Source organism: Mycobacterium sp. NGS15 (assembly GCF_059813245.1).
Genome location: NZ_JCALEF010000009.1, coordinates 84,374 through 103,433, shown reverse-complemented (window position 1 = coordinate 103,433; position 19,060 = coordinate 84,374). Strand labels below are relative to the sequence as shown.

Below are 19,060 nucleotides of genomic sequence, written 5' to 3'. Positions count from 1 at the left end.
ATACCCGCTACCGCAGTAGGTCTTCCAACGCCGATCCGCGAATTGCCTTGCGCCACAACGGTGGTTGCGGGGCATTCGCGGCAACGCGGAGCATCTCGGACACCGAGACAAACTTGTCACGCGGACGGCCTTCACCCTTACCGCGCGCAATTTCCGCACGGTCGATCGCCAGCCAGCCCTCGTGCCCGACGATCGTCGGCTGACGCCGCTGGATCAGTTTCGACAGCCCCGAGAGCCGCTGCGCGGGATCGGCCAGCAGTCCGCGGTTGTAATCCTCGACCAGCGACGTGATGGTCTGCTGCGAGCACGACTTGTTGGTCCCGATGAAACCGGTCGGGCCGCGCTTGATCCATCCCGCCACATAGGTGCCGGGATGGGGCTTGCCGGTGTCCAGATCCGTCACGCGCCCTTGTTCATTCGGGATGACCGCACGCTCGTCATCGAACGGCACATCGGGCATGGGGACACCGCGATAGCCGATCGAGGTGAGCACCAGGCCCGCTTCGAGCTGATCAACACCGGTCGGTTCTGTATTCGTGTGGAACTCGATGCCTTCGACGCGCCCGTCCCCGAGCACCTTGATCGGGGTGCGGTTGTAGGCGAAGCGGATGGTCTTACCGCCCGGCTCCCGCGCCTCGCGGGGGCAGGTGCTGAGCACTTCCAGCTTCTGCCGGGTCAACGGCTCCAGGTGTGTTTGCAGCGCAAGTTGGACGCTGTTTTGCGCTTCCTCATCCAACACCACCGTCATATCCGGGAGACCCACAAGACCGAGCAGCTCGGGCAGGGTAAACGCCGAATGCTCGGGACCGCGGCGCCCGACGATGACGACCTCACGCAGCTTGCTGCTGCGCAATGCGGTCAAGGCGGTATCCGAAATATCCGTGCGCGCAAGGCGATCGGTGTCTCCGGTGAGCACCCGGGCGACGTCCAAGGCCACGTTTCCGTTACCGATAACAACAGCGCGCTGATGATCGAGGTTCACCCGGAAATCTGTGTAGTCGGGGTGCGCGTTGATCCACGCGACGACCTGGGTGGCGGTGGCGTTGCCCGGTAGCTCAATGCCGGGGATGTTCAGGCGGCGATCCGAGGACGCACCGACGGAGTAGATCACCGCATGGTGATGTGCCAGCAGTTCCTCATGGGTGATGTCCTTACCCACCTCGACATTCAGGAAGAACTCGAAGTTGGGTTGTGCGGCCATCGTGTCGAAAAGCTTCGTGACCCGCTTGGTCTGCTGGTGGTCGGGGGCCACCCCGGCACGCACCAAACCGTATGGGGCGGGCAATCTTTCGAACATGTTGACCTTCACGTGCGGCTGGGTCAGCAGCTCGTCGGCGGCGTACATGGCCGCCGGACCGGAGCCGACGATGGCCACCTTCAGTGAACGTCCGGACGCGCGGACCGGCGGCGCCTGAATGACCGGAGCCAAGCTGGCACGAGGAATTTCGCGCGGATAGAACTCGGAGTTGATCCGCAAGAAGGGCAGTTGCTCTTCCTTGAGAACCGAATCCGGCTTGATGGCATCCACCGGGCAGGCGGCAACACAAGCACCACAGTCGACGCATGCGGAGGCGTCGATGTGCAACATCTCCGCCTTGAGGAAATCGGGTTCGTCAGGCGTGGGGTGGATGCAGTTCACCGGGCATGCGTAAACGCAGGAGCCCTCGTTACAGCACGCCTGGGTAACGACGTGCGGCATCAGGCGGGAACAGCGCTGTGTGAATCAGCCACTGCGGCTCCGGGAGCCGAGTAGTTCACCAACGGGCCGCGCTGCGGCTCGCTGCGGTAACGGGCAGCGCGGCCATCGATGTGCAGCACGCGCCACACCAGCTTGGCCACCGGGTTCATCATCCCGGTCTCCCTGACCAGCATCCGGACATCGGAGAAGACCTCACTCATCGTCTGCCGCGAGGCCGGGCTCTTCCAGAAGATCTCCTTCATCACCTCTTGCGGGATGTCGAATCTCTTGGCGAAGCTGCGCGGCGGCGTCATGATGGCGCCCATCAGCACCCGCATGGTGATGGGGGTGGCAATCGACAGCACAAACCGGTTGAACCAGTGCATGGCCGGAACGCGCTTGCGCAGGTATTCATGCGCGAAGGAGATGTGCCGTGCCTCCTCGGCCACGTGGATCTCCATGACGCGCTTCATGATCGGGTGCAGGTTGTCACCCTCGCGCAGCACGTTCTTCTGCGTGTGGTCGATGGGCTCCTCACCGGCGAGCACACCCACGAAGAACATCTCGGGGAACGGCGTGGAGGCCAGCGGAATGAACGGGGATACCCAGCGCAGCAGGCGCGGCATACCGGGCACGTCGACGCCGAGGCGGTTCACCATCTCCTGGAACATCAGGGTGTGGTTGCACTCTTCGATGGACTCGTGGTTGAGGTAACGGAACTCCGGCGAGCCGTTGGGCACGCTGAACGCGTACTGGATGAGACCGCGGATCAGGATGCTCTCGAAATGCAGACCCACCTTGGCGACGTTGGCCTGACGCCACATGCCGATCTCGATCTGCTTCTCCAGCGGCTGCGCCTGGTACCAGGGGTGCCGGCCGAACGGATCGGTCCGGTGCGGGAGCACCCAGCGCGGATCATTGGGGACGACGGCATACTCCGGGTTATCCCAGTCGATATCGATGAAGGGATCGAAGTTCCGGTTCGTGGAGCCGTGCGACAGGGTTTCGAGCACCTGGACGTAGCTCGCGTCGGCGCGTACTTCCTTCTTCGCACGGAGCTTCTCGCGGAGCGACATGGCTTTATCTCCTTTGATTCGTCCAAAGACGCGGTAACGGACCTGCAAACTTTTACGTTCTGGGGCTAGTTGAAAGTCTACAAGCTCTGGGCGAGTGTAAACAGGGCGAAGAGGCCCTATCTAGGTTTGGGACGAAACGTCCCATGTGACGTTCTCTGCAGCCTATGTTTTATGTGAGGCAGGTCTCAATGGGCCACCGTTTAGGCTGGTAGCCGTGGCTGAATTGACCATCCCCGCTGACCTGCTTCCCGCCGACGGACGTTTCGGCTGTGGCCCCTCCAAAGTGCGGCCCGAGCAGCTGCAATCGCTCGTCACCGCCGGAGCCTCCCTCTTCGGTACCTCGCATCGGCAAGCGCCGGTCAAGAACCTGGTGGGCCGCGTCCGCGAGGGGCTCAAGGAGCTGTTCTCCGCGCCCGACGGTTACGAGGTCATTCTCGGCAACGGCGGCTCAACACTGTTCTGGGATGCGGCCGCCTTCGGCCTGATCCGTGAAAAGTCGCTGCACTTGACCTTCGGCGAGTTCAGCGCCAAGTTCGCCTCCTGCGTGGCCAAGAACCCGTTCGTCGGCGATCCCATCAAGGTGACCGCCGATCCGGGTGGCGCGCCGGCGCCCGTCTCGGACCCGTCCGTCGATGTGATCGCCTGGGCCCACAACGAGACGTCGACGGGTGTCATGGTTCCGGTGCAGCGTCCGGCCGCCTCCGAGAACGCACTGGTCCTCATCGACGCCACCTCCGGTGCCGGAGGGCTACCGGTGGATGTCACCGAGGCGGATGCCTATTACTTCGCGCCGCAGAAGAATTTCGCCGGTGACGGCGGCCTGTGGCTGGCGGTGATGAGCCCGGCAGCGCTGGAGCGGGTGGAGGAGATCGGTGGCAGCGGACGTTGGGTGCCGGACATCCTGTCCCTGCCCATCGCGGTGGAGAACAGCCTCAAGAACCAGACCTACAACACTCCCGCCATCGGGACGCTGCTGCTGCTGGCCGATCAGATCGATTGGCTGCTGAGCAACGGCGGTCTGGACTGGGCCACCAAGCGGACCGCCGATTCGGCGTCGCGGCTGTACTCCTGGGCCGAAGCGACGTCGTACACCACCCCTTTCGTGGCAGACCCGGCGCAGCGTTCACAGGTCGTGGGCACCATCGACTTCAACGACGACGTGGACGCGGCGGCCGTTGCAAAGGTGTTGCGCGCCAACGGCGTTGTGGACACCGAGCCGTACCGCAAGCTGGGCCGCAACCAGCTGCGGGTGGCGATGTTCGCGGCCATCGATCCCGAGGACATCTCGAAGCTGACACAGTGCGTCGACTGGGTCGTCGAGCGCCTCTGACTCAGAGCTTCTGGCCTCGAGCGGGAACCTGGCGAGGAAAAGCACCGCAAGAACCTCGCCAGGTTCCCGCTCGGCGGACAGCTACCGCGTTGCCGCCGTGAGGTCGTAGACATCGACGTCGTCGATGGTCTGTCTGGCGAAGGTCTTCTGCACCCACTCCTGGATGGACTTCGAGGTCTCGCTGCCGGGAGCGCCGAACCCCTCGCCGCCACGGTTGGTGCGCTCCCCATCTACGAAGTAATGGATCTGCCCGTCGGCCACGTACTGCTGGAACTGCGCCAGCGTGGGTGACGGGTCGGTCCCGTTGAATCCACCGATGGGCATGACGGGCCGACCGGTGGACAGCTGGTATCCCGAGGCCTGGTTGGAGCCCACCGCCGCGGCCACCCAGGTATAGCGGTCGGCGTTCCCCTCCAGCGCGGCAACAATGTTGGGGCCCGGATCGCTTCCGTCCAGCAGACCACCACCGCGTGGGGAACCGCGCTCAAATTCGGGACGATGCTCCCGTTCCGGCATATCCGGGAAGTCCGGGAAACCGCCGCCCTTGACCTCGGGCCCGGCTGACGGGAGTGCGCCGCTGTGCGGTGTCGCGACGGTCTGGATCGAGTACGCGATCGGACCGGAGAGCGCCACCATGAGCGCGATGGCCACGGCCGCCCTGGGATATCTGTTCAGGGCAATGCCGGGGAGTGCGACCGCTCCCAGGGCCAGAATCGCCCAACGCAGCCATGGCTGAAACTCCGGTGATCGGCCCAGCAGAATCCAGGCCAGCACTGCGGTAAGGGCCAGAGTTGCCGCCAGAGACACTCTTACCCAGGCCCTTTCGCGCTCCTGCCAGGCCAGTGACGCGCCCGCTCCCACGAGTGCGGCGACGGCGGGTGCCAGCGCCACCGAGTAGTAGGGGTGGAATATGCCCTGCATATAACTGAACACAGTGCCCGTGGTGAGCACCCACAATCCGAAGACAAGCAGCACCGCCCGGCGCGTGTCCGTCCGAGGTTCCTTGCGTAGCAGGACCAATCCCAATACGGCCAGGACCAGTGCGGTCGGGAGCAACCAGGCAATCTGCCCGCCCAGGGCCGGTTGGAACAACCTGCCGACCCCGGGTTCGCTCCCGAAATGGCCCCCGAAGCCATATATCTCATCGCGCGGGCCCGAGGCGCTGCCCTTCTCATTACCGTTGATGCGGCCCAGTCCGTTGTAACCGAGGGTGAGCTCGAGGATCGAGTTATCGGGCGATCCGCCGATCCACGGACGCGAGCCCGGTGGCCACAGCTCGACGGCGACGATCCACCATCCCGCCGAAACCACCGCCGCGGCAGCCGATCCGGTGAGCTGTGCCAGCCGCTTCCCGGCGCCCACGGGTCCGGCGACCAGATAGGTCAGTGCGATGGGCGGGATGACGAGCAGGACCTGCAGCTGCTTGGTCAGGAAACCGAATCCGGCCAGCGCCCCCACCAGAAGCAGCCAGCGGGTACGGCCATCCTCGACGGCGCGCAACAGCGCCCACACCGCGGCGATCATCAGGAGGACCAACAGCGCGTCCGGATTGTTGAACCGGAACATCAGCACCGCCACCGGCGTGACCGCGAGTACCAGACCCGCCAGCAGACCGGCGCGGTGGCCGAAGTACCGGCCGACGGTCAGATATAGCAGGCCGACCGACGCCACCCCCAGAAGCACCTGGGGCACCAGAATGCTCCAAGTGCTGAGCCCGAAGATCCGCACCGAGAGCTCCATGAGCCATAGCGAGGCGGGAGGCTTATCGACGGTGATCGAGTTGGCGGCGTCCGAGGATCCGAAGAACGCGGCCTTCCACGACACCGAACCCGCTTGCACGGCCGCCGAATAGAAGGAGTTGGCCCAGCCGTTGGAGCCGAGGTTGACCAGGTATGCCGCCGCGGTGCCGATCAGCAGAAGACCAACGCTGATCCGCTTGCGGGACCATTCCCGCACTAGCGGATGCTCGCGCTTCGGAACACCCAGCGCAATCCGACGAACCGGACCAGGGTCGCGACCAGGTTGGCCACGGTCAGCACGATCAGCAGCAGATGCTTGGAGGCGTCCGGAACCAGGTGGTGCATCGCGACAAGCGAGCCACTGGTCAAGGCCAGCCCAATACCGAAGATGACAAGCCCCTGGAACTGATGCTTGGCGACGTTGCGCCGTCCCCGTACCCCGAAGGTGAAGAACCTGTTGGCCGAGGTGTTGAGCACCGCGGTAATAAGCAGCGCCAGAAAGTTGGCTGCCTGATCCCCCACCGCCCCGTGTAGGACCAAAAACAGCAGCGCATAGGCCAATGTGCTCGCCACACCGATGATTCCGAACCGAACCAGCTGACCGACCATGCCGGGAGGCACTCCCTCCACGAGCGGTTCACGGCCGAGGCTGTGGCGAAGCTCGTCCAGCGGCAGGGTGCCGAGCATCAATGCCCGGCCCAACCGCCAGATTCCGAGCAGGTCCTTGCGCACGGTATCGACGATGTCGACCCGGCTGTCCGGGTCATCCACCCAGTCGACCGGTACCTCGTGAATGCGCAGGCCGACCCGCTCGGCCAGCACCAGCAGCTCGGTGTCGAAGAACCATTCTTTGTCCTCGACAAGCGGAAGCAGTTGGCGCGCAACCTCAGTGCGGATTGCCTTGAATCCGCACTGGGCATCGGAGAACCTCACCTGCAGCGAGGCATGCAGAATCAGGTTGTAGGTACGTGAGATGAACTCACGCTTGCGGCCACGGACCACACGTGAGTTGCGGTTGAGCCGCGAGCCGTAGGCGACATCCGAGTGGCCCGAGATCAGTGGTGCGACAAGCGGCATCAGCGCGTTGAGGTCGGTGGACAGGTCGACATCGCAGTAGGCGACAACCTCGGCGTCCGAGGACAACCACGCCGCGGCCAGCGCGCGGCCCCGGCCCTTCTCCTCCAGGTGCAGCACGTCGACACCGTCAAGCTCATCGGCAAGCCGGCGGGCGATCTGCAAGGTGCGATCGGTACTGGCATTGTCGGCAATGGTGATGCGCGCCGTGTACGGCACCTCGTTGGCCAGGAACGCGTGCAGACGACGCACGCACGGTTCCAGGTCGTTTTCCTCGTTATACACGGGGATCACGATGTCGAGGGTCGTCGCGAGGACTGCGGTCGGTGCCGTCACGGTGTCGAACGGCTGCATCACACTGGTCACAACAGTGACAATGGTTGCCACTGCTCCGGTGTCACTGGGTTACAGCTGCGAGTTACCTGTGAGGGGTTACCACCGCGCGCCTTCCGGGCATAGCTCACGGAAACCCACTCCGGCGCCGATACGGCGCTCGGTAAGTTGGGCGGGGTGACGGAACCGCCCGAAGATCACGAGATCGACTACCGCTTCACCCTGGCCAATGAACGCACGTTCCTCTCGTGGATCCGCACCGCTCTCGGGTTGCTCGCTGGCGGCGTCGCGGTCCAGACCCTCGTGCAACCGTTTCACCATGCCGGAGTCCGGCATGTACTGGCAGCGTCCTGCCTGGCCCTCGCCGTGGTGGTGTCCATTGGCGCATACGTGCACTGGCGCGATGTGAAAGACCGGATGGACCGGGACCAACCACTCAAAGGCACCCTGCTGGTGCCCCTCCTGGCGGTCAGCATCGGACTGGTCGCGGTCCTGGCCTCGATCGCGGTCTTCTACCGATGAAGCCGGCACCCGAAGCCCGTGCCGCCGAACGCACGGCACTGGCCTGGCTTCGCACCGGGTTGGCGGCCGCGGGAACCGCTGCGGTGTTCGTGACCCACGCACTCATCCACAAACAGACCGCTGGGGCGTCATTGATCGCAACCGCGGTCGTCCTGGGGGTCGTCGCGATCAGCACGGTGCGCCACCATGCGCTGGCCCGTGGGCACTGGCACCACGGCGGCAAGCCCATCGCGCTCACCACTGTGACCGTGGTTGTGGTGGTCCTGCTGTCGGCCGGTATCGATATCTCAAATCTGGGTACGTAGGTATACCCGCGTTCCGTGTCCCGCACCCCGTTACCGACCCATACTTTGTCCTGTTCGGCTCCACCCCCCATCACATTTAAGGAGAACGCTATGAAGCGTGGGCTTGCGGTCGCCATTGGCGGCGCGGCGATTATCGCCGCAGGTCTGGTCGGTTGTTCGAGCGATAAGGACAAATCTGAAACCAAGGGCACCACCGTCAGTAACAACGGCGGCGCGGTAGCAACCAACAGCAACGCCAAGGTCGTCATCGACGGTAATGAGCAGAAGATCGAAGGCGCTGTCGTGTGCCAAGCCTCCAACGGCAACATCAACATCGTCATCGGCAGCGGCGCTCAGGGCTTCGGCGCTGTGGTGACGGAAGGCGATTCGCCGACAGTGAAGTCCGCCGGCCTGGGAAGCCTGAGCGGGCAGTCGCTGGCATTCTCCGAGGGCACCCCGGGAGCGAGCGCAAAGGCCACCAAGGACGGAAAGAAGTACCACATCGAGGGCACCGCCATCGCGGTGGACATGGCAAACCCCATGCAGCCCACCAACAAGCCATTCGAAATCGAGGTCACCTGCCCCTAAGGCACGCAATTCCGATCTAGCGCGCTATCGAGTGCGAGCCTCCCGCGGAAATCACGCCAAGAACCCGCGCCAGGCTCGCACTCGATTCGCGTTATCAGCACCATGCCGCGCGCCCAGCCGCAAACAACATCCGCCACATGCGTCACATAGCGCGAACTGTCCATAAAAGCAAGTAGCCACCACCCCCGCGTGTCACCGCGGAACGGCCCTCTACCTGCACTAAGGTCCGGAGAACTGGGGCATCCAGTCCAGGGCGAGGAGGACATCATGCGCGAACTGAAAGTCATCGGCCTGTCAGCCGACGGCAAGCGAGTGGTCTGCCAAGACGCCAATGGCACCGACAAGTTCGTAGTCGACGCCGACGACAGACTCCGTGCGGCCGCCCGGGGAGATCTGTCCCGTCTGGGGCAGATTCAGATCGAGATGGAGAGCTCGTTGCGACCTCGGGAAATTCAGGCCCGCATCCGGGCCGGCGCCACCGTCCAGCAAGTGGCCACCTCCGCCGGAGTCGATGTCTCGCGGATCGAACGGTTCGCCCATCCCGTGCTGCTGGAACGACAGCGCGCCGCCGAGATGGCCACCGCGGCCCACCCGGTTCGCAATGACGGCCCCACGGTCAACACACTCGCCGACACCGTCGCCGGCGCGATGTTCGCGCGCGGACTCGACCCCGATGGCATTGAATGGGATGCCTGGAAGGTCGAGGACGGCCGGTGGACCGTGCAGCTGCTGTGGCGTGCCGGCCGGTCTGATAACAAGGCACACTTCCGGTTCACTCCCGGGGCACACGGCGGCACGGTGACCGCCCTCGACGATTCCGCACGCGAGCTCATCGACCCGACGTTCAGCCGCAGCCTGCGCCCCGTCGCACCGGTGGCTCCCCTACTCCCCGATACCGAACCGGAGTTGTTCAACGAGCGCTCCGCGCCGCAGCCCGAACCAGTCCGTGAACCCGAACCCGTGACGGTCCAGGAAGACACCGACGTCCAGCCAACTCCCGCACCGCGGCGCTCACGCCGGAACAAGCCGGCGGTGCCCACATGGGAAGACGTGCTGCTCGGTGTTCGGTCTGGCGGCCAGAATTAGTGAAGGTGCGCCCTAGGTGATCAGGGCGGTCACTACCGCCGCCACCCAGCCGCCAGCGATCCCGATCGCGATGCCCAGCACGAACCATCGCAATACCGGGCGCTCCCGCCAACCCCATAACGTTGGCGAAAGACCACCCACGGCAACAACATTGAGCACAACTGCCCATAACGGATGCACACGGGCCAGACCCAGACTCAGTACCACCACTCCCACCGCGACCACCACGGCCACACACATCGCCGAGATGATGCCCTCGGCCCACGGGGTATCGGAGTCCGCCGAACTTGTCACCCTTCGCGCGGGCTGTTCATCGCCGGTCATGGCGCGAGCCTAGCGCGTTCGTAGAACGCCAACGCCGCGGCGGTGGCTACGTTCAGCGAGTCAGTGCCGTTGGCCATCGGGATGCGCACGCGAAAATCGCTGGCACGCAGTGCGACATCGGTCAGCCCCGGGCCCTCTGCACCGACCATCAGCGCCACCTTTTCGCTCCGCAACGGCGGTATCGCATCGGCCAATGCCTGCGAGTTCCCGGCGGGCGTCATCGCTAGCAGTCGGAATCCATTGTCCCGCAGCCTATACAGCGACTTCGGCCATTCCGGAAGGCGCGCGAACGGCACCAGCAGCGCGTGCCCCATCGACACCCGCACCGCCCTTCGGTACAGCGGATCGGCGCAGCCGCTACCGAAGAAGACCGCGTCCACTCCCATTCCCGCGGCATTGCGGAATATCGAGCCCAGATTCTCGTGGTCGTTGACGCCCTCCAGCACCGCAACCGTGCGTGCGCTCTGCATCAGTTCGGTCGCCGAGAGTTCCATGGGGCGCCTCGCCGCTGCGAGAACTCCACGGTTGAGATGAAAGCCGACGACCTCCGCCATCACCTCGGCGCTCGCCCGGTAGTACGGAACATCGACAGGTTCGAGATCACCTGCGAGCTCTGTCAATCGACGGTCGGTGCCCAAAAGGGCGAAGGGAGCGAAGCGTGAGGCCACCATGCGCTGCACCACCAAAACACCCTCGGCGATCACCAGCCCCTTGCCGCTGGGCAGGTCTGGCCTGCGGTCGACGCTGTTGAGATCGCGGAAGCTGTCCAAACGGGGATCGGCAGCGTTGTCGACGTCAATGACCAACATCTAGGGCCGCCTCGCCAACGGCGTCGGTTCACACACCGGCGTTGCGATAGGAGCAGGCGGAACAACTCCATGACTTATCTGATCGGCATCCGAAACCACCTCGGCGACAACCGGACACGGATGACGGCGCAGATACGTCGCGCACACCAGTCCGGCGGCCACCGATACCACCCCACCGATCAGCAGCGGCATTCGCCCGCCATGTAGGTCGGCCAGCCAGCCCACCAACGGGCTGCCCAGTGGGGTACCTCCGAGGAAAGCCACCATGTAGATGCCCATCACCCTTCCTCGCAGCTGCGAATCCACGGACAGCTGGACGATGTTCATCGCCGACGTGGTGAACGTCAGCGCAAGCAAACCCGTCGGGATGAGCGCGACAGCCACCGACAAATAGGAGGGCATCATACTGACGACAGCCTCGGAAATCCCGAAAGCCATTGCTGCACTGTAGAATAAATTCATACGCACCCTCTTGGTGCGCCGGGCAGCCAGAGTGGCACCCAATAACGTGCCGATTGCCAGGGCCGTCGACAGCAGCCCGTACGACGCCGCTCCACGACCGAACGTCTCTCGCGCCAGCACTGCGAGCGTCAGCGAGAAGTTCAGCCCGAACGTCGAGACCAGGAATACCGTGAGCATGATCATGAACAAGTCGCGCCGGTGCCATACATACGAAAATCCCTGGCGCAGTTGGCCCTTGGCAGGAGGAACCGGCTCACTCTGATGGAGCTCATCTGGTTGCATGCGCCACAGCGCGATTCCCACACCGATGAAACTGACAAAGTTCAGCAGGAAGACCCAGCCGGTACCGACCAGCCCGATCAGCACACCGGAGATCGCCGGCCCGATGATGCCCGCGAGGTTGAACACCATCGAATTGAGCCCGACCGCGTTGGGCAGGTGCTCCGGTCCCACCATCTCGATCGTAAAGGACTGCCGGGTGGGGGCCTCGATGGCCGCCGCGCATCCCATCACGAAGGCCACCGCCATCACATGCCAGATCCGGACCAGTCCGGTGACTTGCAGAAGACCGACGGTCAACGCGAACAGCGCCATCAGTGCCTGGGTAAGCATGAGCATCCGTCGCTTGTCGTAGCGATCGGCCAGCATCCCGCCCCACACCGACAGCAGCAGCGTCGGCCCGAACTGCAGCGCCATCACCACGCCGAGCAGGAGGGCGTTACCGTGCGAGAGGTCCAGGACCAACCAGTCCTGCGCCACGCGCTGCATCCACGTTCCGATGAGCGACACCATCTGGCCGCTGATCCACAGCCGGTAGTTACGTGTACGCAGCGATACGAATATCCCGCCGCGGTCAGCCACGGGAGATTATGGTAGTGGCTTTTCGAAAGGCACCGAGATTGTCAGCTAACCGTTTTCATTGACAAGCGCGGACAGCAGGTCAGTCGCCTGCCGCAGCACCGTTCGTTGCTCCGGGGTGAAATCGTCCAGGTGCTCGCGCAGCCATTCCTCGCGGGCGCTTCGATCTGCCAGCACGATGTCGGCACCTGCCTCCGACAGCGAGACAACCACCTGGCGCCCGTCGGTCGGATGCGCCGAGCGCTCCACCAATCCGAGCTCGGCCAACGAGGCGATCACCCGTGTCATCGACGGCGGCTGCACGCGCTCGCGGGCGGCCAGCGCGCCCGGCGTCATCGCACCCTCGTTGAGCAATGTCGCCAATGCCGACAACTGCGTCAACGAGACCGGGGAATCCGCACGACGAAAGCGCAGATGCCGTGCCAAGCGGATGACAACGAGCGACAGATCGCTGGCCAGCCGGGCATCGGGGTCGCTCACGGCCCAAACCTTACGGCACGTCCAGGGCTTTCACAGGGACCTAGCCCGGTGTAGTTCTTCCCACGTATGCTGCGCATCTAGTGGACACCCCCGCGCCCCAACCGCCCCCGCTTCCGGCCGCTCTGCTCAATCCTTGGCCGGTTGTCGTTGCAGGCACCCTGCTGTGGCTAATTGCCAACATCCTTGCCTTCACCGTTCCCGCGTTCGAAAGCTGGCGTCCCATAACACTTGCCGGACTCGGTACCGGCGCGCTGGGCACGACCATCGTTCTGCTCCAAGTGCGTGCGGCGCGGCGCGGCTCGCGCGGTGCACAAACCGGCCTGTAGCTCGAAACCAACCCGTAACCCCCGGAAAGAGGAGCAATCTCATGCCCAACGCATCACTGCTGGAAACCGCCGTCGAGATCAATGCGCCTGTGGAAAAGGTATGGGGTTTGATCGCCGACCTCGAAAACATGCCCCGATGGAGCCCGCAGACCCGCAAGATGTTCGTGCGCGGACCCGTACAGGCCGGAACCAACGTCATCAACTACAACCGCAAGGGTTGGAAGGTGTGGCCGACGCGGGCCGTGCTGACCGCCGTAGAACCCAATAGGCGCCTGGCTTGGCACATCAAGGACAACCTGAGCGAGTGGAGCTATGACCTCGAGCCCACCGCAGCCGGTGGCACCAGGGTGACCGAACGCCGCGTGCTGGGCGACAAGCGGTCGGCCATCTCCACGAATCTGCAGAACCTGATGTTCGGCGGCACCGAGGTGTTCGACGAGGTGCTCCTCGACGGCATGCGAACCTCGCTGTCGAAGATCAAAGACGCGGCGGAAGGCGCCTAGTCCGCGAGATCGAGGACGCCGTCGTCAAAGGGTTCGTACAACGGCATCGCGGCGTTGACCGGCTGCGGCGTATCGGAATGAGCGCCGCAGCCGTACTCGATGTGCACGACGTGGCCGTCGGCCGCCATGGAGTTGGCGCACACGCCAAAAGCGACACCCAGTGATCCAGCAAGTGGCAGATAGAAACCGCAGGACCGGCACACCCGGCGCGTGGCACGTGCCATCTCGGTATTCGGACCCCAATCGCCGTCGAACCACCGCTGTGCGGCATCGACGCGCCCGGCCAGACTCAGTACCTGTCTGCGCCCCAACCCGATCTCACCGGCGGTCTCGGTGACCTGCGCATCGCCGTTGTCGGTGTAGCCGGGCACCAACCGGGGGTCATTGGGCGGCGGCGCGAGCAGATCGCCGGGGCCCAAGTCGCCCGGGCGAATACGCTGATCCCAGGGCACCCAGCTCGGTGCGCGCAGCGCCTCGGCGCCGGGAACAAGCACCACTTCACTCACGGTGGCAGCGGTCGCACCCGGGGGGGCGGCCATCACCACCTCCCAGTGCCATCCGCGGTAACCCGGCAGCTCAGCTTCGAAACGGTGGGTCAACGCGTGCAGATCGGTGCTCTCCGAGGAGGCCCCGAGGTACTTGCCCACGGTCTCCCCGCTGAACTCGACGATGGCTGTACGAGCCTGGTCGATACAGGTGTAGAGGGCGTCGCGGCCGGAGATAGTGATGTCCATCGCTGACCATCTTCTCACCGTGGGGGACAATCGATGCGTGCGGGACGACTACGCGCGGTTCGAAAACCGCCAATCCAGTAGTGAGCCCCCATCTCGCCGCCGTAATCAGGATCCACGCGACGCCAACTCCCACCCCGGCATGGCCAACTATCCGACGGGCAGCTCGCAGCGTGATCCTCTTCGCGCGAGCGGCTCATCGAAGCGTGATCCTCTTCGCGCGAGCGGCTCATCGAAGCGTGATCCTCGCCGGGCGAGCAGCTCATCGAACCGGTACCTGCCGCCGCTCGGCGAGGAACGCCGCGAGCGGGTGCGGCGGCAGCCCCCGCCCAACCAGGAGATCCCGCCGAAGCTGACGGTCACCCGGGTCGCCGCGATGCGCAGCCGTGAAATGGGCTCCCGGATGTACGGGCTGTTCCACAAGGCCGCGACGGCCGACGGTGCCGACAAATCGGGCCTGACCGCGCTCACCTATCCGGTCATGGCCAATTTCGCGGTGGATGCCGCGATGGCCGTGGCCCTGGCCAACACACTCTTCTTCGCCGCCGCCACCGCCGAGTCCAAGAGCAAGGTGGCGCTGTATCTGCTCATCACCATCGCACCGTTCGCCGTCATCGCCCCGCTGATCGGTCCCGCACTGGATCGTCTGCAACACGGGCGCCGGGTCGCCTTGGCGGCCTCGTTCGGGCTGCGCATTGCGCTCGCCGTCATCATGACCGCCAACTACGACGGTGCCAGCGGTAGCTTCCCGCCCTGGGTGCTGTATCCGTGCGCGCTGTCAATGCTGGTGCTGTCCAAGTCCTTTGGCGTGTTGCGGAGCGCCGTCACGCCGCGTGTGCTGCCTCCGACAATCGACCTCGTTCGGGTCAATTCCCGGCTCACCACCTTCGGCCTGGTCGGCGGGACCATTGTGGGCGGCGCGATCGCTGGAGCCTTCGAGCTCTCGTTCACCCGGCTGTTTCAACTGCCCGGAGCACTTTTCGCCGTCATGGCGGCCGCGGCGGTGGGCGCCTGGGCGTCCATGCGCATCCCCAAGTGGGTCGAGGTGACCGCCGGTGAGGTGCCCACGACTTTCGGCTATCACGGCGACGACGGCGAACACCCGACGATATTGCTTCGGCGCTCCCACAAGCAGCAGGACAAGGTCCGCCAGCCGCTGGGCCGCAACATCATCACCGCGCTGTGGGGCAACAGCACCATCAAGGTGATGGTGGGCTTCCTCACGCTCTACCCGGCCTTTGTCGCCAAATCCCATGATGCGCATGGCTTCCAGCAGCTCGCAATGCTGGGCATGATCGGCGCCGCGGCCGGTATCGGGAACTTCGCCGGCAATGCCACCAGCGCCCGGCTCAAGCTCGGCCGCCCCGCCCTGCTCGTGGTGCGGTGCGCCGGCGCGGTCACGGTGGTGGCGCTCGCGGCGGCCTTCGCGGGGGTCCTGGCGGTCGTGGTGTTCGCGACGCTGGTGACATCCGGGGTCAGCGCCATCGCGAAGGCATCCTTGGACGCCTCGCTGCAGGATGACCTGCCCGAGGAATCCCGCGCATCGGCATTCGGCCGTTCCGAGGCACTGTTGCAGCTGTCCTGGGTGCTCGGCGGCGCGATCGGCGTGATGATCTATACCGATTTATGGGTGGGTTTCACGGTGATATCGGCGGTCCTCATCCTCGGCCTGGCGCAGACGCTGGCCAGCTTCCGTGGTGTCTCCCTGATCCCAGGCCTGGGCGGCAACCGCCCGGTGATGGCCGAACAAGAGGGTGGCAAGGTAGTCGCGTGAAGGCAAAACTGGCGGCACTTGCCGTCGTCTTGGTGTTGACCGCTGCCGCAATGGTGGGGTTCGTCGCCTGGCAGCTACGCGAGTACAGGGAAGGCCCGGCAGAGCGGCCCGAGATCAGCGCTTTCACCCATGGCACCCTGGTGCGGACAGGCCCGCTGCTCTACTGCGATAGAACGCTCGCCAAATGCGACCCGCCGGGTCGTATCGCTGAACTTTTCGTGAATGATACTGAACTCGTTCAGCTTTCGGTCGACTCACAAATCTCCAAAGGTCCCTGGGCGATCACACCGGCGTACGCGGATCTGGCGGCGCCGTCGACAAAGTACGGCGACCAAGTGATCTATTGGGATCACCGCTCGGCAGTCACCGTTCCGACCGTCGACAAGGCGGGGAGGAAGCTGGTGGGTATCGAGGTGGCAGTGCCCACGGTCGGTGTCAACGAATTGGGTGAGCAGATCTTCAAAGCACGGGCAACCTGGTCCGTCGCCACCGTCTGGCAGAACTAGCGCCGCGCGCGATACTCTGCGCGCGCATCGACGTCCAGATGCTCCGTGGCGTAACTGAGCGCCGTGCGCCCCATCGCAGTGGCATGCGCATCCAGGTAATCAATGAGCAACTCTGCGCCACAACGCTTCCCGGCCTCACGCAGCATCCAGCCGTAGGCCTTCTGAATGAGGTCGCGGCGGTCCTCGATGACCAGCGGCGCCACCGCGAGAAGGGCTAGCGCATCACCGCGTTTGGTGAAGGCGAAGGTCCCGATGATGCCCACCCGCCGACGCCAGAGGCCATCTTCTGCCGCCAGCTCTAACAGCAACGAATAATCCTGGCCGACAAGCCATTCCCCCAGGATCTGCCAGGCCGAAGAATCGACCAGATCCCAGTTGTTCACCCGCCCCTCGCGGACCTGCTGCACGTACATCTGCACCCAGGCCTCGCGTTCGGCGCCCTCGGCGTGTGCGAACTCCCAGCCCGCCAGGATCAGCCCGGTCAATCGATGCTCGTGCACCTTACTGGCCAGCAGCCGCACCACAGCGTCGCGTCCGATGCCACGGAATTGCCGCGCGAGCTTGCGCTGATCTGGTACGGATACGCCCACGAAGACATCGCCCTCGCCGTATTCGCCAGGCCCAGTCTTGAAGAACCGTGCCGAATTCTTGGACCGGCCGGAATCGCCGGCGGCATCGAGCGCCGCGATCACATCTTCGGCGCGGATGGAGGTCAGATCAGGCGTCCAGCTCGCTAGCGACAGCGCGCACAACCTCGGATACCTTGCGGGCGATCTTGCGGTCCGGGTAACGCCCCTTGCGCAGCTCGCTCTGCACCGTGCCCTCCAGCAGGGTGATCATGTCCTCGATCATTCCGTGCAGCTCGTCGGTGGTGTGCTTATGACTCACCGGCCCACTGCTCTCGCGGCGCGTCTTCTGCACCGAAGGTGGGGCGTCGATCAACTTGAGGCTCAGTGCCTGCGGACCGCGACGGCCCGCGGCCATGCCGAACTCGACCTTCTGTCCGGCCTTGAGTCCCTCAACGCCAGCAGGCAGCGCCGAGGACCGGACGTACACGTCCTCGCCGTCCTCCTGCGACAGGAAGCCGAAGCCCTTCTCGGCGTCGTACCACTTGACCTTGCCGGTTGGCACTGCACTCACCTCACATGATTAACGCGCCCCAAATAGGGCGCGGTGACTGGTCATCCTACTCGGCTCGCGCAAGTGGTCGCTACGCTGGACTTATGACCCCGTTAATTGATTCGTTCGGCCGCATCGCGACCGACTTACGGGTGTCCTTGACCGACCGGTGCAATCTGCGCTGCACGTACTGCATGCCCGCGGAGGGACTGGACTGGTTACGCAGCGACGCACTACTGACCGCCGACGAATACATTCGGCTGATCGGCATCGCGGTAGCCGAGCTGGGGATCCGCAGCGTCCGGTTCACCGGTGGGGAACCGTTGATATACAAGGACTTGGAGAGAATCGTCGCCGCGGTGGCCGCCCTCTCACCGCGGCCCAACATCGCACTGACCACCAACGGCATCGGCCTGGAGCGCAAGGCCGCCGGGCTACGAGACGCCGGGCTGGACCGCATCAATGTGTCGCTGGATACCTTGGAAGCCGATCGTTTCGCCGCCATCACCCGCCGCGACCGGCTGTCCGATGTCCTCAAGGGACTCGAAGCCGCCGGTGCTGCCGGACTGGGACCGATAAAGATCAACGCAGTTCTGACACCCGAGCAGTACAAAGAGGACGCCGTCGCACTGCTGCGGTTCAGCCTGGAACACGAGTATGAGCTGCGGATCATCGAGCAGATGCCGTTGGACGCCGAGCACAACTGGAGCCGCGACCGGATGGTCACGGCCGACGAAGTCCACGCCGCCCTGAGCCGGGAATTCACACTGAGCACCGACCCGGCACCCCGCGGCAGCGCACCAGCACAACGCTGGCTGGTCAACGGCGGGCCTGCCACGGTCGGGATTATCGCGTCGGTATCGCGGCCGTTCTGCGGGGAGTGCGACCGCACTCGGCTGACGGCTGACGGACAGGTGCGCAATTGCCTGTTCGCCACCACCGAGACAGATCTGCGCGGGCTGCTCCGCTCGGGTGCCGCCGATGCGGCGGTGGCATCGGCGTGGAAGGCCGCGATGTGGGGGAAGAAGCCCGGACACGGGATCAACGATCCATCGTTCCTACAGCCAGACCGTCCCATGAGCGCGATCGGCGGTTAAGTGAGCATCCGAGTCCGGTACTTCGCCGCTGCCGCGACCGCGGCAGGCGTCCAGGAAGAGACCGTCCAGCTCCCCGCAGGAGCCTCTTTCGACGATCTGACCCGTCAGCTGGCCACAAAAGGAGCGGAACTGGAACGCGTATTGGCGCGTTGTTCCTTCCTCTACGACGGTGTGGCGGTCCGCGACCGCTCCCACCGGCCGGAATCAGGGTCTGTCGTGGATGTTCTGCCTCCATTCGCTGGGGGGTAGAAGTGCGCTGGCCCATCCTTTTCCTAAGGAAGCTCTAAGGCAGCTCTGAGAGTTGTCCATAGAGATGTCCAGCCAATTTCGTGATCTCCGACACACATCGGAAGGTCACAGT

At 64.6% G+C, this 19,060-nt stretch carries 22 protein-coding genes; 11 read left to right on the top strand and 11 right to left on the bottom strand.

The genetic code is table 11. The features are described 5' to 3' along the window. Positions 1 to 7: 7 nt before the first annotated feature. A complete protein-coding gene (locus tag AC5Y5C_RS24340) occupies positions 8 to 1,699 on the bottom strand; it encodes an FAD-dependent oxidoreductase (RefSeq protein WP_499977198.1) in 1,692 nt (563 codons plus the stop codon). Beyond that, positions 1,699 to 2,754 carry an AurF N-oxygenase family protein gene (locus AC5Y5C_RS24335; RefSeq protein WP_499977196.1) on the bottom strand — a complete coding sequence of 352 codons (1,056 nt, stop codon included), beginning with the start codon at positions 2,752 to 2,754 and terminating at the stop codon, positions 1,699 to 1,701. Before AC5Y5C_RS24335 ends, AC5Y5C_RS24340 begins: the two co-directional genes overlap by 1 nt. A 214-nt stretch (positions 2,755 to 2,968) precedes the next feature. On the opposite strand from AC5Y5C_RS24335, the gene serC reads away from it, so the two are divergent. Next, positions 2,969 to 4,084: a phosphoserine transaminase gene (gene serC / locus AC5Y5C_RS24330; RefSeq protein ID WP_499977194.1), complete on the top strand. Its 1,116-nt coding sequence runs from the start codon at positions 2,969 to 2,971 to the stop codon at positions 4,082 to 4,084. 81 nt (positions 4,085 to 4,165) lie between these two features. On the opposite strand, the gene AC5Y5C_RS24325 is transcribed toward serC, so the two are convergent. Continuing rightward, a complete protein-coding gene (locus AC5Y5C_RS24325) occupies positions 4,166 to 6,040 on the bottom strand; it encodes a glycosyltransferase family 39 protein (protein ID WP_499977192.1) in 1,875 nt (624 codons plus the stop codon). Then, on the bottom strand, positions 6,040 to 7,263 hold the full coding sequence (locus tag AC5Y5C_RS24320; protein ID WP_499977191.1) for a bifunctional glycosyltransferase family 2/GtrA family protein: 1,224 nt from the start codon (positions 7,261 to 7,263) through the stop codon (positions 6,040 to 6,042). The genes AC5Y5C_RS24325 and AC5Y5C_RS24320 overlap by 1 nt, the downstream gene beginning before the upstream one ends. Before the next feature lie 144 nt (positions 7,264 to 7,407). Here AC5Y5C_RS24320 and AC5Y5C_RS24315 point away from each other — a divergent pair, with 144 nt between their 5' ends. From AC5Y5C_RS24315 to sepH, 4 genes are all read left to right on the top strand, one after another. After that, on the top strand, positions 7,408 to 7,752 hold the full coding sequence (locus AC5Y5C_RS24315) for a YidH family protein (RefSeq protein WP_499977190.1): 345 nt from the start codon (positions 7,408 to 7,410) through the stop codon (positions 7,750 to 7,752). After that, positions 7,749 to 8,057: a DUF202 domain-containing protein gene (locus AC5Y5C_RS24310; protein ID WP_499977189.1), complete on the top strand. Its 309-nt coding sequence runs from the start codon at positions 7,749 to 7,751 to the stop codon at positions 8,055 to 8,057. Before AC5Y5C_RS24315 ends, AC5Y5C_RS24310 begins: the two co-directional genes overlap by 4 nt. Before the next feature lie 90 nt (positions 8,058 to 8,147). Further along, positions 8,148 to 8,624 (top strand): lipoprotein LpqH, encoded by a 477-nt coding sequence (locus AC5Y5C_RS24305; protein ID WP_499977187.1) that lies wholly within the window; start codon positions 8,148 to 8,150, stop codon positions 8,622 to 8,624. 267 nt (positions 8,625 to 8,891) lie between these two features. Further along, positions 8,892 to 9,710, top strand: coding sequence for a septation protein SepH (gene sepH / locus AC5Y5C_RS24300; protein WP_499977186.1), 819 nt, complete (start codon positions 8,892 to 8,894; stop codon positions 9,708 to 9,710). A gap of 12 nt (positions 9,711 to 9,722) precedes the next feature. Here the strand turns inward: sepH and AC5Y5C_RS24295 are convergent, their stop codons facing one another. The 4 genes from AC5Y5C_RS24295 to AC5Y5C_RS24280 are packed head-to-tail and all read right to left on the bottom strand — an operon-like array spanning position 9,723 to position 12,643. Next, positions 9,723 to 10,034, bottom strand: coding sequence for a DUF2537 domain-containing protein (locus AC5Y5C_RS24295; protein ID WP_499977184.1), 312 nt, complete (start codon positions 10,032 to 10,034; stop codon positions 9,723 to 9,725). Continuing rightward, positions 10,031 to 10,843, bottom strand: coding sequence for a TrmH family RNA methyltransferase (locus tag AC5Y5C_RS24290; RefSeq protein WP_499977182.1), 813 nt, complete (start codon positions 10,841 to 10,843; stop codon positions 10,031 to 10,033). The genes AC5Y5C_RS24295 and AC5Y5C_RS24290 overlap by 4 nt, the downstream gene beginning before the upstream one ends. Next, positions 10,844 to 12,166: an MFS transporter gene (locus AC5Y5C_RS24285; protein ID WP_499977180.1), complete on the bottom strand. Its 1,323-nt coding sequence runs from the start codon at positions 12,164 to 12,166 to the stop codon at positions 10,844 to 10,846. It abuts the gene before it with no gap. Positions 12,167 to 12,211: 45 nt separating this feature from the next. Next, complete coding sequence (locus AC5Y5C_RS24280) at positions 12,212 to 12,643, bottom strand: Rv0880 family HTH-type transcriptional regulator (RefSeq protein ID WP_499977179.1); 432 nt, start codon at positions 12,641 to 12,643, stop codon at positions 12,212 to 12,214. An 80-nt stretch (positions 12,644 to 12,723) separates the two neighbouring features. Between AC5Y5C_RS24280 and AC5Y5C_RS24275 the strand changes: the two genes are divergently transcribed. Continuing rightward, on the top strand, positions 12,724 to 12,969 hold the full coding sequence (locus tag AC5Y5C_RS24275) for a DUF2530 domain-containing protein (protein WP_499977178.1): 246 nt from the start codon (positions 12,724 to 12,726) through the stop codon (positions 12,967 to 12,969). 41 nt (positions 12,970 to 13,010) lie between these two features. Beyond that, complete coding sequence (locus AC5Y5C_RS24270; protein WP_499977176.1) at positions 13,011 to 13,472, top strand: SRPBCC family protein; 462 nt, start codon at positions 13,011 to 13,013, stop codon at positions 13,470 to 13,472. Here AC5Y5C_RS24270 and AC5Y5C_RS24265 read toward each other — a convergent pair. Further along, a complete protein-coding gene (locus AC5Y5C_RS24265; RefSeq protein WP_499977175.1) occupies positions 13,469 to 14,206 on the bottom strand; it encodes a DUF3027 domain-containing protein in 738 nt (245 codons plus the stop codon). The two genes, AC5Y5C_RS24270 and AC5Y5C_RS24265, sit on opposite strands and share 4 nt — an antisense overlap. Before the next feature lie 139 nt (positions 14,207 to 14,345). On the opposite strand from AC5Y5C_RS24265, the gene AC5Y5C_RS24260 reads away from it, so the two are divergent. Together AC5Y5C_RS24260 and AC5Y5C_RS24255 are read left to right on the top strand one after the other, a co-directional pair. Next, positions 14,346 to 15,977 carry an MFS transporter gene (locus AC5Y5C_RS24260; protein ID WP_499977269.1) on the top strand — a complete coding sequence of 544 codons (1,632 nt, stop codon included), beginning with the start codon at positions 14,346 to 14,348 and terminating at the stop codon, positions 15,975 to 15,977. Then, positions 15,974 to 16,483 (top strand): DUF2771 family protein, encoded by a 510-nt coding sequence (locus tag AC5Y5C_RS24255; RefSeq protein ID WP_499977174.1) that lies wholly within the window; start codon positions 15,974 to 15,976, stop codon positions 16,481 to 16,483. Before AC5Y5C_RS24260 ends, AC5Y5C_RS24255 begins: the two co-directional genes overlap by 4 nt. Here the strand turns inward: AC5Y5C_RS24255 and AC5Y5C_RS24250 are convergent. Then, entirely contained in the window at positions 16,480 to 17,172 is a 693-nt protein-coding gene (locus AC5Y5C_RS24250; RefSeq protein ID WP_499977268.1) for a DNA alkylation repair protein, read from the bottom strand. The two genes, AC5Y5C_RS24255 and AC5Y5C_RS24250, sit on opposite strands and share 4 nt — an antisense overlap. A gap of 28 nt (positions 17,173 to 17,200) precedes the next feature. Further along, entirely contained in the window at positions 17,201 to 17,614 is a 414-nt protein-coding gene (locus AC5Y5C_RS24245; RefSeq protein ID WP_499977267.1) for a cold-shock protein, read from the bottom strand. Positions 17,615 to 17,706: 92 nt separating this feature from the next. Between AC5Y5C_RS24245 and moaA the strand changes: the two genes are divergently transcribed. Further along, positions 17,707 to 18,699 carry a GTP 3',8-cyclase MoaA gene (moaA, locus tag AC5Y5C_RS24240; protein ID WP_499977172.1) on the top strand — a complete coding sequence of 331 codons (993 nt, stop codon included), beginning with the start codon at positions 17,707 to 17,709 and terminating at the stop codon, positions 18,697 to 18,699. Then, positions 18,700 to 18,948, top strand: coding sequence for a MoaD/ThiS family protein (locus AC5Y5C_RS24235; RefSeq protein WP_499977171.1), 249 nt, complete (start codon positions 18,700 to 18,702; stop codon positions 18,946 to 18,948). Positions 18,949 to 19,060: the final 112 nt, after the last annotated feature.

What these genes read in the sequence shown, in the direction of transcription:
- sepH (WP_499977186.1), top strand. Translation starts at nt 8,892, where the DNA reads ATGCGCGAACTGAAAGTCATCGGCCTGTCAGCCGACGGCAAGCGAGTG.
- AC5Y5C_RS24305 (WP_499977187.1), top strand. Translation starts at nt 8,148, where the DNA reads ATGAAGCGTGGGCTTGCGGTCGCCATTGGCGGCGCGGCGATTATCGCC.
- AC5Y5C_RS24295 (WP_499977184.1), bottom strand. Translation starts at nt 10,034, where the DNA reads ATGACCGGCGATGAACAGCCCGCGCGAAGGGTGACAAGTTCGGCGGAC.
- AC5Y5C_RS24335 (WP_499977196.1), bottom strand. Translation starts at nt 2,754, where the DNA reads ATGTCGCTCCGCGAGAAGCTCCGTGCGAAGAAGGAAGTACGCGCCGAC.
- AC5Y5C_RS24265 (WP_499977175.1), bottom strand. Translation starts at nt 14,206, where the DNA reads ATGGACATCACTATCTCCGGCCGCGACGCCCTCTACACCTGTATCGAC.
- AC5Y5C_RS24310 (WP_499977189.1), top strand. Translation starts at nt 7,749, where the DNA reads ATGAAGCCGGCACCCGAAGCCCGTGCCGCCGAACGCACGGCACTGGCC.
- AC5Y5C_RS24270 (WP_499977176.1), top strand. Translation starts at nt 13,011, where the DNA reads ATGCCCAACGCATCACTGCTGGAAACCGCCGTCGAGATCAATGCGCCT.
- AC5Y5C_RS24260 (WP_499977269.1), top strand. Translation starts at nt 14,346, where the DNA reads ATGGCCAACTATCCGACGGGCAGCTCGCAGCGTGATCCTCTTCGCGCG.
- moaA (WP_499977172.1), top strand. Translation starts at nt 17,707, where the DNA reads ATGACCCCGTTAATTGATTCGTTCGGCCGCATCGCGACCGACTTACGG.
- AC5Y5C_RS24340 (WP_499977198.1), bottom strand. Translation starts at nt 1,699, where the DNA reads ATGCCGCACGTCGTTACCCAGGCGTGCTGTAACGAGGGCTCCTGCGTT.
- AC5Y5C_RS24290 (WP_499977182.1), bottom strand. Translation starts at nt 10,843, where the DNA reads ATGTTGGTCATTGACGTCGACAACGCTGCCGATCCCCGTTTGGACAGC.